This is a genomic window from Paenibacillus sp. J22FR5 (genome assembly GCF_059691975.1).
Genome location: NZ_JCAUAN010000034.1, coordinates 13,582 through 26,688, shown reverse-complemented (window position 1 = coordinate 26,688; position 13,107 = coordinate 13,582). Strand labels below are relative to the sequence as shown.

At 45.6% G+C, this 13,107-nt stretch carries 9 protein-coding genes; all 9 read left to right on the top strand.

The features are described 5' to 3' along the window. Positions 1–62 precede the first annotated feature (62 nt). Entirely contained in the window at positions 63–770 is a 708-nt protein-coding gene (locus AC58P7_RS28180; protein WP_497348955.1) for a class D sortase, read from the top strand. A 151-nt stretch (positions 771–921) separates the two neighbouring features. Next, positions 922–4,206: a collagen binding domain-containing protein gene (locus tag AC58P7_RS28175; RefSeq protein WP_497348953.1), complete on the top strand. Its 3,285-nt coding sequence runs from the start codon at positions 922–924 to the stop codon at positions 4,204–4,206. Between the two features lie 283 nt (positions 4,207–4,489). Beyond that, a complete protein-coding gene (locus AC58P7_RS28170) occupies positions 4,490–5,212 on the top strand; it encodes a vWA domain-containing protein (RefSeq protein ID WP_497349019.1) in 723 nt (240 codons plus the stop codon). Next, positions 5,196–6,101 carry a protein kinase domain-containing protein gene (locus tag AC58P7_RS28165; RefSeq protein WP_497348951.1) on the top strand — a complete coding sequence of 302 codons (906 nt, stop codon included), beginning with the start codon at positions 5,196–5,198 and terminating at the stop codon, positions 6,099–6,101. The genes AC58P7_RS28170 and AC58P7_RS28165 overlap by 17 nt, the downstream gene beginning before the upstream one ends. 33 nt (positions 6,102–6,134) lie before the next feature. Beyond that, a complete protein-coding gene (gene tilS / locus AC58P7_RS28160; RefSeq protein WP_497348949.1) occupies positions 6,135–7,559 on the top strand; it encodes a tRNA lysidine(34) synthetase TilS in 1,425 nt (474 codons plus the stop codon). Positions 7,560–7,622: 63 nt separating this feature from the next. Then, positions 7,623–8,162: a hypoxanthine phosphoribosyltransferase gene (gene hpt / locus AC58P7_RS28155; protein WP_497348947.1), complete on the top strand. Its 540-nt coding sequence runs from the start codon at positions 7,623–7,625 to the stop codon at positions 8,160–8,162. Positions 8,163–8,259: 97 nt separating this feature from the next. After that, positions 8,260–10,221: an ATP-dependent zinc metalloprotease FtsH gene (ftsH, locus tag AC58P7_RS28150; protein ID WP_497348945.1), complete on the top strand. Its 1,962-nt coding sequence runs from the start codon at positions 8,260–8,262 to the stop codon at positions 10,219–10,221. Positions 10,222–10,421: 200 nt separating this feature from the next. Then, complete coding sequence (nadA, locus tag AC58P7_RS28145; RefSeq protein WP_028557389.1) at positions 10,422–11,360, top strand: quinolinate synthase NadA; 939 nt, start codon at positions 10,422–10,424, stop codon at positions 11,358–11,360. A gap of 135 nt (positions 11,361–11,495) precedes the next feature. Continuing rightward, positions 11,496–13,106: an L-aspartate oxidase gene (nadB, locus tag AC58P7_RS28140; RefSeq protein WP_497348943.1), complete on the top strand. Its 1,611-nt coding sequence runs from the start codon at positions 11,496–11,498 to the stop codon at positions 13,104–13,106. The last annotated feature ends 1 nt before the right edge of the window (position 13,107 follow it).

Here is a 13,107-nt window from a genome sequence, read left to right as displayed (position 1 = left end):
ATGGAAGCCGCACCAGCTCATGTGCTGGTGCGGCTTTTGTATTTAGAAAGGCGGGTATTTGCATGATTAAGAGAGTGCTCCCCCCACTGCTGATACTCCTGGGCTTTCTCATTTTTCTATATCCGATGTTAAATGATCGATATGAAAGTTACCAGCAGCAACAAATTTTGAAACAGTGGCAAGATAATTTGCAAGCCTTGGATCAAACGATACCGGAAGAGAGTGAAGTGGCAAGTCCCGAAAGCGCTGTGTCAGCGACTTCTTTGACGGCGACATCGACTTCGCTATCTAATACGCCAGCTACCATAGTCCCCACAAGCACGAGCAGTCCGCCTCGCAAAGTAACGACGCCGAAACCTGCACCAATGAAGCCGAAGAATATGGAGGGAGTTCTCAGCATTGCTAAAATTGATTTGAAGCTCCCCATTCTAACTGATGCGACGATGGAAAATATGAAAGTTGCCGTAGCGAGTATAGTGAACACCGGAAAGGCGGGTGCATTAGGTAATTATGCAATAGCAGGACATCGAAATTTGACGTATGGAAAAAATTTTAATCGGTTAGATGAAGTTGAACCTGGCGATTTGATCGGTGTAGACACAGGGAGCAAGCAATACGAATATAGAGTGGAAGAAAAGCTATATGTGCTGCCAACGGATGTATGGGTGCTAAAGGGCAACGATAAGGATAGGGAAATTACACTAATTACTTGTGATCCCATGGTTAATCCTACGCATCGATTAATTGTGAAGGGGAAGTTAGTAGACTAAATAAATGTTCGTAAGCATATAAAAAGCTTATATCAAGTATTTACAATACATATGAATGAACCGATGTCAAAAATGATACATTATGTATCATGATTGGTTGAAAGGTTACTCGTGACCTAGGAAAGTCACATATTTAGAATGGAGGTCTAAGATGATGTGGAAGAAACAGACGAAGGCCATGTTGATCGCTTTACTCATGTTTATGCAATGCATGTATGGCATTACCTTGTCTAGCAAGGTAAACGCAACGGAAATATCGAGTAACATTCTGGATAGTGTCACGATGGCAGTGTACGATAGTTCCGATCAAGTCGTGACTGGAAATGTGTATGACCAAGGTGCTAAGGTGAAGCTGGACTATACGTGGTCTTTACCAGACGGGCATGGTTACCATGGCGGGGATACGTTTTCTTTTACCCTACCGATGGAGTTCTTGTTATTTAATAATGTAAGCGGTACCCTAGTCACAGCTGATAGCTCTACAGTAGGAACGTTCTACGCGAATAAGGATAGTCATCATGTGGCCATTACATTTAATAACTTTATCGAAAGCTATGATGGTCTGCATGGGACCCTCACTTTCCTCACCCAATTTAATAAGAGTCAGATTACGGGTAGCACCGAGCAGACGATTGTCATCCCCATTCGTAGCGGAGATCAGATTTTTACCGTCAAGTTTAAGCCTACGGTCACTTCGACGATAAGCAAAAGGGGTGTTCCCCATGGTTTTAATGCGAAGTCGATTGATTGGACGGTGGATGTGAATCAGACGCTGGATACCGTTCAAGATGCTGTCGTGACGGATCCTAACGTGGATGGGCTTTCTGTGCCAACTGCCATAACAGTTTATCAATTGAGTGTACTGCTGGACGGTACGGTCATTCAGGGCGCTCCTTTGAATAGTAGTAACTATACGGTGAGTACGGGCGGAGGCGTTCTTACCGTTCACTTCACGAATGGCCCGATTACATCGGCTTACCGCATTCAGTATACAACGGCCATTACGAATTCAACGAAGACGACTTTTACGAATACGGCCCAATTTGCAGGAAGTAACAAGCCTGCTGTTGTAGCGTCGGCAACGGTTTCTGTGCAGCGTGGAAGTCTGATTAGAAAAGAAAATACGGATTACCAAGCGAATTCCCAGAATGTGTATTGGAGCGTTCTTTACAATGGCGGAGAGGTTTCTATTTCTCAAGAGCATGCCTTTATCGAAGACACTGTCACCGTACCTCATCAACTTGTGGATGGATCGCTTCATGTCTACCAAGTGACGTTTGATGTATCGGGCAATGAGGTGCGTGGCGCACTGCTGCCGGCAGACCAATACACGATTACGCCAGTAGGAGTGGAGGGCAATAAATTTAAGCTGCAATTCATTCACGCTATTTCCTCCGCATACCGAATTGATTACGAAACCCATGCGACTCGCCCGATTCTCGAGAATACTACCATTACGAATAAGGTGACAACATGGACGGAGGAGTCTAGCACGGCCTCACAGGATATTACGCAAGTAGCGCTTATTAAAAACGTAGGTGCAATCGATTATCATGCGAAGAAGGTAGGTTGGAAAATCGAGTTAAACGGCAATAGCCAGGTCATGAATCATGTTGTTGTGGAGGATACGTTCCCGAATAAGGGCTTGCATCTTTTGGACAGTACTTTAGTGATAACGAAGGGAACTGACACTCTGATTAAAAACGTTGATTACAGCTTAGATGATAGCGTAAGTGTGTATGATGGCTTCAAGTTAACTTTTACAAATCCTGTGACGGAACCGGTAATCATCAACTATCAAACCGATTTTAGCTTGGATTGGATTGAACCCTCTGGAAGTACCACAGATTTCCATAATACGGCTCAAATTAAATGGAGCGCTTCGGATGAAGAGACGTATACAAAGACAGTCGGAGCAGCCTTCTATCCGCGAGATGAGTTCAAGGACAATGGCTTTAAATATGGTTCTTTCAATATGATGAATAAACAGCTTACATGGATGGTAGGCATCAATTATCGCAAGGACGAACTTAATTCAGCGATAATGGAAGATGTCTTGCAACCTAATCAGAAGTTTGTCAAAGACACATTAGTCGTGTATAACATGATCATATCTGCAGATGGTACTCCTGATCTGGGCACAGTTGTAGATCCTTCGCTCTATGAGTTTGTTGTTGATGCTCAGAATAAGCTCATCGTTACGTTTCATGAGCCGATTTCAGTAGCTTATAGTATTATTTTTAATACAAGTCTGGATGGTCAGCTTATTCCGGATGTGGTTTCGAATACAGCGAAAGTATTTAATGGCAAAACACAGATATCTGGAAATTTAACAGCGAATTTAGGCATACCTCATGGTGGAGAGTATGTCACTAAGGACGGCACGCAAAGCGGCGATAAAATTAATTGGACCATCACCGTTAATCGCGGCCAGTCAGCTTTATCGAACGCAGAAATCGTTGATCATCCGTCAGGAAATCAAGTGCTATTACCAGATTCCTTCCATTTATTTGGCACGACGGTGGCTCCTAACGGTGATTTGACCAAGAGTGTAGAATTAATGAATGGCAGCGGGTACACCTTGGATATTGTAACAAATAGCCAAGGTGGGCAAACGTTCCATGTAACGTTTATGCATCCGATTTCGACGGCTTATGTGTTAGAGTATCAGTCCATCATTGCTGCCAATGATAAAGATACGGTTTCCAATGTCGTGAGTTTTAGCGGTAAGAACGTGACGACTGTAATGAATGAAACCGTTAAAGAGATTGTGGTAGGCGTATCTAGCGGTTCCGGCACAGGGAATGGTGTTCGTGGATCGTTAGAAGTTAAAAAGCTCGATGCCAATAGAGAAACACCACTAAGTGGAGCGACCTATAGTTTGTATCGTAAGTCTGGGGAAACAAGTTATTTGGTTCAAACACAAACGACGAATGAAGCGGGCACGGCCCTCTTTAACGGCCTCCTTGCAGGAATGTATGTGATTAAGGAAGTTACGGCTCCTAGCGGATATATCCTAAATGGCAGTGATCACCCGCTCACGCTTCAAGCAGCAGAAAACAAAAGGGTGACGTTTACGAACAATAGATCGTCAACGCCGCCGCCATCGTCGACACCAACGCCACCGCCAACATCGACACCAACACCGCCACCATCATCGACACCAACGCCGCCGCCATCATCGTCGCCAACACCAACACCAAGTGTAACCCCAGGCCCGTCAGTAACGCCGAGCCCGAGTTCCAAGCCGTCACCACCAGTTGTCACGGTTCCTTCGCCTAAGCCATCGGATCCTGGCGTCGTGGTACCTCTAGACAAAGAACCTGCTACGCTGCCGGTAACGGGAGAATCCAGTCATTTGTATGTGAAGCTAGCTGGTCTTGCATTTGTACTGTTTGGAGTTATGCTAGGCAGGAGAGTTCGTAGAAAACGCTAAGCTGAAGATTTTGTCAACTGACGGAAGTTGAAGCGTGAGGAAGCAGGGTGCCGCCCTGCTTCCTTTTTACTTGTGCAAAGTTGAAAATGAAGCAAGGGTTTTCTTGTGCGAAAATAGTCCAACTACATGTTTATTAAATGATATCATGGATAAAATTCATGTATCTATGCACCTAGGAAAGCGCTGAATATAGCATGATGATTAGACACTCTCATAAATGGAAAAACTAGGATAGAAACTACTAGAGAGCTAATCTTATCGGCCAGGGAGGCAGAAGATCATGATGAAACAAATTTTGTTAATTACAGATGGATGCTCCAATGTTGGGGTAAGTCCCGTTATCGCAGCGGCTCAGGCGCATGCAGAGGGTGTTGCTGTGAATGTCATCGGTGTGATTGATCACGGGGAGCTAGGGGTGCTAGGCTCGGAAGAGATTCGAGAGATCGCAGCGGCAGGCGGGGGGATGAGTCGGATTGTGAATTCCGAGCAGCTTTCTCAGACGGTGCAAATGATGACGCGGAAGACCGTGAATGCAACCATTCAACACGCCGTAGGCAAGGAGCTTCAAAGCATTTTGGGCATTTCTCAAATCGAACAATTGCCGCCAGAAAAGCGGGCTGAAGTCGTGCAAGTTATCGATAATATGAGCGAAACCACGTCTCTACGTGTTGCTCTTCTAATAGATGCGAGTGCAAGTATGAAGCCGAAGTTGGCCGCGGTGCGTGAAGCTATTCATGATCTTCTGCTCAGTCTAAGGGCGCGTAGTGGTGTGAGTGAGCTTGCTGTTTTTCACTTTCCGTCAACCAAAACGAGAGATCAGGAGCTAGAAATGGATCACGGCTGGACAAATCAGCTTGCAAATGTCGACAAGATGTTCTATAAAATAAACATGAAGGGTACAACGCCAACCGGTCCGGCACTACTGCAAACCTTGCAGTTTGTGACAGAAAAGCCTTTCTCACCAAAGAAGACCGAGGAAGGGATGCTGAGTGACTACGTGGTATGATGAGGCCTTTCGCCCAGGGTCTGAAATCAAGGGAAAATGGAATGGCCGTGTGTATGTGGTCGAGCGCGTATTAGGCGCGGGTTCAAATGGTATTGTAGCTCTCGTACGAAGGGGAGCCGCTAGATTTGCGCTTAAAGCAGGTTATGAAACGGTAGACCACCAGTCGGAGATCAATTCTTTGCTCGCGATATCCATGAAAGAGAATTCGTTTAAGAATTTTTTGATTGACTCCGATGATATGATCGTTCAAGGAAAGGGCATTTCCTTTTATGTCATGCGATATATTGAAGGCGTGACCCTTTCTAATTTTATTCATAAACGTGGTCAGGATTGGATGTATGTCATTGGCTCCAACCTTCTGCGGAAGCTTACCGAAATTCATAAGAGCGGGTATGTGTTCGGAGATTTGAAGGCCGAAAATATGATTGTTTCTAATTATGGAGATGTGGATCTCATTGATTTTGGAGGGGTGACGCCAAAGAAACGAGCGATTAAACAGCTGACGGAAGTCTACGATCGCGGGTTTTGGAATATGGGGGAGCGGATTGCGGAGGAAAGCTATGATCTATTTTCATTTGCCATTTTACTATTAAAAGCACTAGATCACCGTAAGCGCTTCGCTGGCTTTATCAAAACATTGCCTCAAAACCGAGAATTAGATCAACTAACCGCGATTATGCGTGAAAATCCAGTGGCTGCTCATCTAGCTCCCTTTCTGAATAAAGCCTTACGTGGGGAGTTCACGACTTCGGAGGAAGCGAGCATCTATTGGAGGAATCTGATTGCCGGTAAGAAGGTTGCGCAGTCGACGCTGAAAATGCCATGGCTCAAAATATGCTTTGCTGCATCTATTTTCATCTGTGGAGCAACCATTTATATGTATTGGTAGGAGCTTCTAAAGGGTCGTAGAAAGGAATGTTAGATGGAAACAGATCTTGTTGCCAGAGTGGAACAACGGATTGTAGAAGAAAAGCTTGCAGATGCAGGAGATGTGATCATCGTCGCGGTCTCGGGAGGGCCTGATTCTGTGGCGTTATTGCATGTCCTGTTTTGTCTTGCGGATACGTATCAGTGGACACTCGTTGTTGCTCATGTGAATCATCAATTCCGGGGTGCGGAGTCTGACGCTGAAGCAGATTTCGTGGCAGAACTTGCGGCGGGGATGGAGCTTCCATGTGAAATTGGTGTCATTGACGTTCCTGCCTATATAGAGGAAGCTTCTCTAAATGGGCAAGCTGCAGCACGTGAGAAAAGATATGAATTTCTTCACAAGATCGCTGATAAATACGGCGCGCATCGAATCGCTTTGGCGCATCACGCCGATGATCAAGCGGAAACGATGCTGATGCGAATCCTGCGAGGGACAGGCCCCTCGGGGCTAGTTGGCATGCCGGAACGCAGACGCGAAAAAAAAGTGGAACTGATTCGTCCTTTTTTACGTATATACAAATCAGATATTGTGAATTATTGCGCTCAGCATGAAATTACCTATTGTAAGGACAGCAGCAATGAGTTGCGGAAGTATTTCCGCAATCGGATTCGCCTAGATCTTATGCCAATGCTGAAACAGTATAATGAACAACTTCCAGAGTCACTCAATCGATTGACGGATGTGATGCAAGCTGAGAATGATTATTTGGCTGTTGAAACCGAGAAGGTTTTTCAGCGAATCGTGACGTTTCAGTCGAGCTTCTGCCGCTTGAATCGGTGTGATTTCGCCGAGCTTCACGTTGCTTTACAAAGGCGTTTGATTAAATTAATATTAAACTGTCTTTGTATGGAAAGGGAACGGCTGGTATTTACACGAATTGAGCGTGTGCGTGAGCTAATTATTAAAGATCAGATGTCGAATCAAGTCCTCCAAGTGGATGAACAGGTTTATATTGTGAGAGAATATGGATCTATTCAATTTCAGACCTTCGCTCCAGACCCGAAGCCTTACTTGTATGAGATCGGGTTAGAATCGAATGAATTGGACCTGCCGGACATGAACGCCAAGCTGATCTACTCATGGATGCCTTTATGCTCGTATGAGAAAGCTGCTCAATCTCCAACTGCAACCGACGTTTTTTTGGATTTAGACCAGGTGGAATTGCCGCTCTTTATTAGGAGCCGCAGATCGGGAGACCGATTGGAACCTCTTGGTTTAAACGGATCCAAAAAAGTAAAGGATATGTTCATTGATGCCAAAATGCCACCAACTAGGCGCGAGGTCATCCCACTACTGGTTGACGCTTCCGGACGGATTCTCTGGATTGCTGGATTTCGTAGGTCCAAACACGCTATGGTCGGACCAGATACAGATCGTGTGCTTCATATGAAGCTAGTGCTGCAGGAACATACGTAAATTTCGTTCTTCTAGAATGTAAATTTATAAGGATTCATAATATAAAATCTAGGGGGTTCATCCTTGTACAGCGACATTCAAGAAGTACTTTACAGTGAAGAACAAATTCAAGGCAAGATCAAAGAATTAGGGGAATTGCTTTCCGCTGATTACGAAGGCAAGAATCCATTGGTTATTTGTGTACTGAAGGGCGCTTTTATTTTCATGGCGGATCTTGTGAAACAAATTAGAGTACCTTTGGAAATCGATTTTATGGCGGTATCCAGCTACGGTCAATCTACGAAATCCTCGGGCGTTGTTAAGATTATCAAAGATCTTGATGTTCCGGTGGAAGGCCGTCATATCCTTATCGTAGAAGATATCATCGATAGCGGTTTAACGCTCAGTTATCTGATAGATGTGCTAGAACGTCGCAATGCCAAGACAATCTCGGTTGTTGCGCTGTTTAATAAACCGGCACGAAGAACAGTGGAGCTTGAGCCTGATTATGCGGGTTATGTGCTTCCGGATGAGTTCGTTGTCGGATATGGTCTGGATTATGCAGAGAAGTATCGTAACCTTCCATTTGTCGGCATATTGAAACCAGAGATCTATTCGAGCTAGTGTCACGTTCCATAGGCGCACTAAGGCAGTAATGTTGTAGCGCTTTACCGGAATGTGGTAAAATAATAATTGTGTGCCGTTTGAGAGGAGGCTCGTTATGAATCGAATTATCCGGAATACCGGCTTTTATTTGCTTATATTTTTGGTTACCGTGGGCATTGTTCATTTCATCAGTACCCAGAATGAACAGAAGGAGTTAATCACTTACGATAAATTCCGACAAGCAGTTGTAAACAAAAATGTAGAGTCTGTTACATTAAAGTTCGATGGGTATACCTATTCGATTAAGGGTAAGTATATTAACCCGCCTAATGGTGCGGATAAGAAGAGCTTCGAAACACATGCTCCTTACGAACCGTTAGTGGTACAAATGATTGAAGCGAACGGCGTACCAACGGAAGAGTACGGGCCGATGGAACGCGATAGCGTTTGGATTAGCTTTCTTACGTCTATTATTCCATTCGTCATTATCTTCATTTTGTTCTTCTTCTTATTGAATCAAGCGCAAGGCGGCGGCGGTAAGGTCATGAACTTCGGCAAGAGCCGTGCACGCCTGTATAATGAGGAGAAAAAGCGTGTCACATTTGAAGATGTGGCAGGTGCAGATGAAGAGAAACAAGAATTGATCGAGGTTGTTGAGTTCCTCAAGGATCCTCGTAAATTCGCAGCGGTTGGCGCAAGAATTCCTAAGGGTGTTCTTTTGAATGGTCCTCCAGGAACAGGTAAAACGCTACTTGCTCGTGCGGTTGCTGGTGAAGCGGGCGTTCCGTTCTTCAGTATCTCCGGTTCTGACTTCGTTGAGATGTTCGTCGGTGTCGGCGCATCCCGTGTTCGTGACTTGTTCGAGAACGCGAAGAAGAACTCGCCTTGTATCATTTTTATCGATGAAATCGATGCGGTTGGTCGTCAACGTGGCGCTGGCTTAGGCGGCGGACATGATGAGCGTGAACAAACACTCAACCAATTGCTTGTTGAAATGGATGGTTTCGGCGCAAACGAAGGTATTATCATCGTAGCTGCAACGAACCGCCCTGATATTCTAGACCCTGCCTTATTGCGTCCAGGCCGTTTCGACCGTCAAATCACGGTAGATCGTCCGGATATCAAAGGCCGTGAAGCTGTATTGAAAGTTCACGCACGTAACAAGCCGCTTGCGAAAGATGTGAAGCTAGATTCCCTTTCACGTTATACAACTGGATTTACGGGCGCTGACCTTGAGAACTTATTGAATGAAGCGGCTTTGATCGCAGCTCGTCGTAATCGTAAAGATATTTCGATGGCTGAAGTTGAAGAAGCATTTGACCGTATTATCGTGGGTACACAGAAGAAAAGCCGTATTATCTCTGAAGCTGAGAAGCGTATCGTAGCTTATCATGAAGCTGGACACGCGATTATCGGTTATCATGCGGAGAATGCGGACATGGTTCACAAGGTTACGATTGTACCTCGCGGACGCGCTGGCGGATATGTGATGATGCTGCCGAAAGAAGGCGAAGATCGCATGATGCAAACGAAGAACGAGCTTCTTGATAAAGTTACTGGACTCTTGGGCGGCCGTGTTTCCGAAGAATTGTTCATCGGCGAAATTGGCACAGGCGCATACAGTGACTTCCAGAAAGCAACGGGAATCGTTCGCCGCATGATTATGGAATACGGGATGAGCGACAAGCTTGGACCGATGCAGTTCGGTAGCTCGCAAGGTCAAGTTTTCTTAGGCCGCGACATCGGACACGAGCAAAATTATAGTGATGCGATTGCTTACGAGATCGACCAAGAGATGCAAAGCTTTATTCGTACGTGCTATGAACGTGCACGTGCAATTCTTACTGAGCATGCGGACCAAATTCATCTCGTTGCCAAAACATTGCTTGAGAAAGAAACGTTGGATAAAGACGAAATCATCGAACTTTTGGAAAAGGGCAAGCTTAATGCTGGCTCCGACGAAGAAGATGTGAAAGTCAACATTCAAGGCCAAAGCCAAGCTAGTGAAAGCAATAAGCTGGAGTTTGACAAAGAAAAAGAAGTTAAAGAGATCAAACCGGATCAAACAGAAGAGTAAGTTGCGATACGAACTCGGAAATCCGTTGTACACATCTTGTGTGCGCGGAATTCCGAGTTTTTTCGATATATTTGCGCATTGACAGGCGATGTGAGAATGTGTAAATTAGTTGTAAATCTCTAATTTTAATGCTTTTAGATCATACTACTTTTAGATAGACGATGAGACCATCTTACGTCCCAGATAGGGGAGGAAGCACCATGGAAGCCTTAGCATTAGAACGCAAAGCGGAACAGAACCGTGAGCTCAAAGAACGCCTGTTGCAATTGAAGAAAGAACGGAATGCTATTATTCTTGCTCATTATTATCAGCGTGACGAAGTTCAAGAGGTAGCGGATTTTCGAGGGGATTCCTTCTTGCTTGCTCAGAAGGCCGCGCAAACCGATGCCGATGTCATCGTATTCTGTGGTGTTCATTTCATGGGGGAAAGTGCGAAAATTCTAGCACCGAATAAAACCGTGATTATTCCAGACGAACGTGCTGGTTGCCCGATGGCGGATATGGTGAATGTTGAAGGTTTACGTGCCCTTAAACGTCAGCATCCGAATGCCAAGGTTGTTGCTTACATTAATACTTCGGCCGATGTTAAATCGGAAACAGATATTTGTTGTACTTCTGCGAATGCGATTAATGTCATCAATTCCGTCGATTCAGATGAGATCATCTGGGTACCGGATAAAAATTTAGGTGACTATGTATCAAAATTCACAAGCAAAAAAGTGATCATCTGGGAAGGCTACTGCAACACGCATGATATGCTGACCGTTAAAGATGTGGAAGAAATGAGAGCGCAATATCCGAATGCACAGTTCGTTGTTCATCCAGAATGTCGCCCGGAAGTAGTTAAGCTAGGGGACTTCGTAGGTAGCACGACTGCGATTATTAAATATTGCAAAGAGTCCGACTGCCAAGAGTTTATCGTGGGAACCGAAGACGGAACAGGGTATCAACTACGTCTTGACAGCCCGAATAAACAATTCCATTTTGCAACCAAATATTTGGTGTGCCCGAATATGAAAGTGAATAATTTGAAGAAAATCGTCAAGTGTTTGGAGACAATGCAACCAGAGATTTACGTGCCAGAAGACGTAGCAGATAAAGCAAGATTGTCCTTAGAGCGCATGTTACAAGTTAAGTAGCATGCGCTACTCTCTTGTCTAGTGAATGGGTGCCCTCGTAAAGCAAGGTCAGTATCCGATTCTAATGATGAACCCATCATGGTCGGTCTAACCCTGCTTTGCGAGGTATTAATGGTGAAGAACAGGTGAAACGTCATGATTCCTAGATATCTCGTAGATGTTGATTTAGATTCTATACCTCATATACATACAGATGTAATTGTTATCGGTGCAGGCATTGCCGGACTTTTCACGGCGCTTCGCGCCAGCGATAATAAGAAAGTGCTCATGATTACGAAAAAATCCCTCCTGGATAGCAACACACGCTATGCACAAGGCGGGATTGCTGCCGTGATCTCGGACGAAGATTCACCCGAATATCACCGCCAAGACACCTTGATTGCGGGTGCTGGACTCTGCTCGTCAGACGCTGTCGATGTACTTGTGCATGAAGGACCCGAAGGCGTTCAGGATTTGATCCGTATGGGAACCCAGTTCGATCTTGAGAATGGCGAATTTGCGCTGACGAAAGAAGGGGCTCATAGCCAACGTCGCATTTTGCACTCCAATGGCGATGCTACAGGTGCGGAGATTGTAAGAGCTCTTTCGGAGCGCACCAAGCAAGATCCGAATATCGAAATCTGGGATGATCACTTCGTGATCGACCTAATTACCCAAGACGGTGAGTGCTACGGCGCGCTCGTACAGAAGCCGGGCGGACAGCGCGTGTTTGTGCGCGGCAACGCCACGATCCTTTGCTCCGGTGGCGCGGGACAGCTGTTCCGCTACACAACGAATCCTGACATCGCCACAGGCGATGGGATTGCGATAGCCCACCGCGCAGGGGCGCAAATTCAAGACGTGGAATTCATCCAATTCCACCCGACGGCGTTGTGCTACCCTGGTGCACCGCGGTTTCTAATTTCTGAAGCGGTGCGTGGCGAAGGCGCCTATTTGCGCAACATCAAAGGGGAGCGCTTCATGGAGCGCTATCATCCACAGCTGGAGCTAGCGCCGAGAGATGTCGTTGCCCGGGCGATCGTAGATGAGATGGAGAATTGTAAATCAACTTTCGTGTACATCGACATTACACACGAATCGGAAGAATTAATTAAACATCGTTTTCCTACTATATACGAATATTGTTTGAATTATGGACTTGATATGAGCACGGATTGGATTCCAGTTGCACCAGCTGCACATTATATGATGGGCGGCGTGAAGACGGACTTGCACGGAGAAACACAGGTTCGTCGCTTATTTGCCTGTGGAGAAGTTTCCTCTACAGGTGTACATGGCGCCAACCGCTTAGCGAGTAACTCCTTATCGGAAGCTATTGTATTCGGTCGTAGAATTATTGAACGGATTCAAGAGCTGCCTGCCCTGCAGGGAGATATTCAGATTCGAGCGGCATCGGAAGCCCCGCGAACAGAGATACCGAATCAAGCAGTAGTAGAGAAGAAGCTCAAACTCCAGAAGGTCATGCTCCGCTATGCAGGTCTCAAGCGCTCTGCCAAAGGGTTGCAAAAGGGGCATGAGGAGCTGGCTAGACAACTGTCGATTTTCGACTCCTTCATGACGAAACGCGAAGAGTATGAGTTTGCTAATTTACTCAACGTAGCTCTTTTAACAACAACAGCAGCTTTAACTCGTGAGGAAAGCCGTGGCGGCCACTATCGAGAAGATTTCCCGGAACGGGATGACTTGGTATGGAAGAAGCATATTGTTTTTCAGCGCGGGGAAGATAGGATTGAGGAGTGGATTTAGC

Bases quoted from the DNA above. Each gene is read 5' to 3' on its own strand.
- AC58P7_RS28180 (WP_497348955.1), top strand. From the start codon at position 63: ATGATTAAGAGAGTGCTCCCCCCACTGCTGATACTCCTGGGCTTTCTC.
- AC58P7_RS28175 (WP_497348953.1), top strand. From the start codon at position 922: ATGATGTGGAAGAAACAGACGAAGGCCATGTTGATCGCTTTACTCATG.
- AC58P7_RS28170 (WP_497349019.1), top strand. From the start codon at position 4,490: ATGAAACAAATTTTGTTAATTACAGATGGATGCTCCAATGTTGGGGTA.
- tilS (WP_497348949.1), top strand. From the start codon at position 6,135: ATGGAAACAGATCTTGTTGCCAGAGTGGAACAACGGATTGTAGAAGAA.
- ftsH (WP_497348945.1), top strand. From the start codon at position 8,260: ATGAATCGAATTATCCGGAATACCGGCTTTTATTTGCTTATATTTTTG.
- nadA (WP_028557389.1), top strand. From the start codon at position 10,422: ATGGAAGCCTTAGCATTAGAACGCAAAGCGGAACAGAACCGTGAGCTC.
- nadB (WP_497348943.1), top strand. From the start codon at position 11,496: ATGATTCCTAGATATCTCGTAGATGTTGATTTAGATTCTATACCTCAT.